The 1559-nt window shown below is 58.9% G+C and carries 2 protein-coding genes; both read left to right on the top strand.

Features of this window, described 5'->3' with window-relative positions:
- On the top strand, window positions 1-511 hold a 511-nt coding region (trfA, locus tag VBE63_RS29065), incomplete at its 5' end, for a plasmid replication initiator TrfA (RefSeq protein ID WP_323686457.1).
- Window positions 512-1354: 843 nt separating this feature from the next.
- Window positions 1355-1559 (top strand): hypothetical protein (locus VBE63_RS29060; protein WP_323686456.1); only part of this gene is annotated, 205 nt, incomplete at its 3' end.

The raw sequence follows: 1559 nt of genomic DNA, 5'->3' as shown, positions 1-1559 counted from the left end.
CATCCAACGCGCCACCGGCGGGCGCAATGTCGAGTGGCTGAAGAACGCCCTCGCCCGTCTCGCATCGGCGGTGGTGGAGATCCAGAACGGCCCACGCGCCTATTTTGGACCGATGATCCAGCACGGTGGCCGTAATGACGAGACCGGGCAGTATTGCATCGAGATCAACCCCGCCATCGTCGCGCTCTACGGTCCCGATGGCTGGAGCCGGATCGATTGGGAGCAGCGCAAGCGGCTCAAGAAGCAGCCCCTCGCCCAATGGCTGCACGGCTTCTACACCAGCCACGCCGAACCCTACGCCTACAAGGTCGAGACGCTACATCGGCTTGCCGGGAGCGAAACCAAGCAGCTGAAGCACTTTCGCGCCGAATTGAAGGATGCATTCCGCCATCTTGCCGAGGTCACCGGCTGGATTTGGCAGATCGATGATCGTGATTTGGTGCATCTGCAGAAGACGCCAGGCCTTCCAATGGGCCAACCACAGGCAACACCGACCCCGAAGTCGGGCTGAGCGCAAAGCATGGTATAGCACCGACTAATCCAGGGCTGGCGTCGCGGTACACCGCGGTTATCCTTGGTACCGGCAGCCGCCGATCACGCCTCAATATCATCCATTCCGCGCCTCTCGTGCCGCCTTTCCAACCATTGGTACAGTACCGGCTGACTAACGGTATAGCACCGACCGGTTAGTGGTACAGCACCGACCGGTTAGTGGTATAGCACCGACCATTGACGGTACAGCACCGACCGCATAGTGGTACAGCACCGACCCACTAACGGTACAGCACCGACCGAGACGGCTCGGAATTCGACTCTAATCTATTGATATAGAAGTTTTTTCTAGAGATTGCCCGCGAACCCTAATCTTCTCTTAATCTTTATCTAATCAGGCGGCTGCGGTCGACGCGCTTCCAGTGATCCTCAATGACGGTATAGCACCGACCGCCCAAGAGCAGGAGCAGGAGCCGAGGCGCCAAAGCGGAAATCGCCCAGCGGTCGTCGTCGTGTCAGCAGGCGGAAGGATTTCGCGGGATAGCGCCGTTGCAAAGACACTCAGCAACAGCTAAGGAGCGCTAGCCTTCGGCTACGCGCCTCTGATGGATTCGCTACGCTCATCCGGAAGAGAAGAGGCTTTTGAGAGTGGTGGGTGATGCAGCGCTGATGACCCGATCAGGCCTCAGCGTGAGCACAACGGCCGTAGAAGAGCTTTGGAAGGTGGAGGGATTGGCAAGACCCAGGGTCCAGTTCAAGCGCCTCGGTACTATCCATGGCGTTGGCAGGTTATGATCAAGTCGTCGTTTCAGGTATCACTTGGAGTGGCTAGTAACGCACCATCAGGGAGCCACCATTTGCTGTGACCCATCAACCACAGACCAGCAACACCCCACTCTGCATCTACCACGCCGACTGTCTGGATGGATTCTCGGGCGCCTGGGTCGTCGACATGGCGTATGCCGAGACCGGCCTTGAGCTCTATCCCGGGGTCCACCACCAACCGCCACCCGATGTGCGAGGACGCGAGGTCATCCTGGTCGATTTCAGCTACAAGCGCGACGAGC

This window comes from Lamprobacter sp., from assembly GCF_034860625.1.
Taxonomy (GTDB): Bacteria; Pseudomonadota; Gammaproteobacteria; order Chromatiales; family Chromatiaceae; genus Lamprobacter.
Note: the sequence above shows the minus strand (reverse complement) of the source record. Positions and strands in the feature narration are given on the sequence as shown.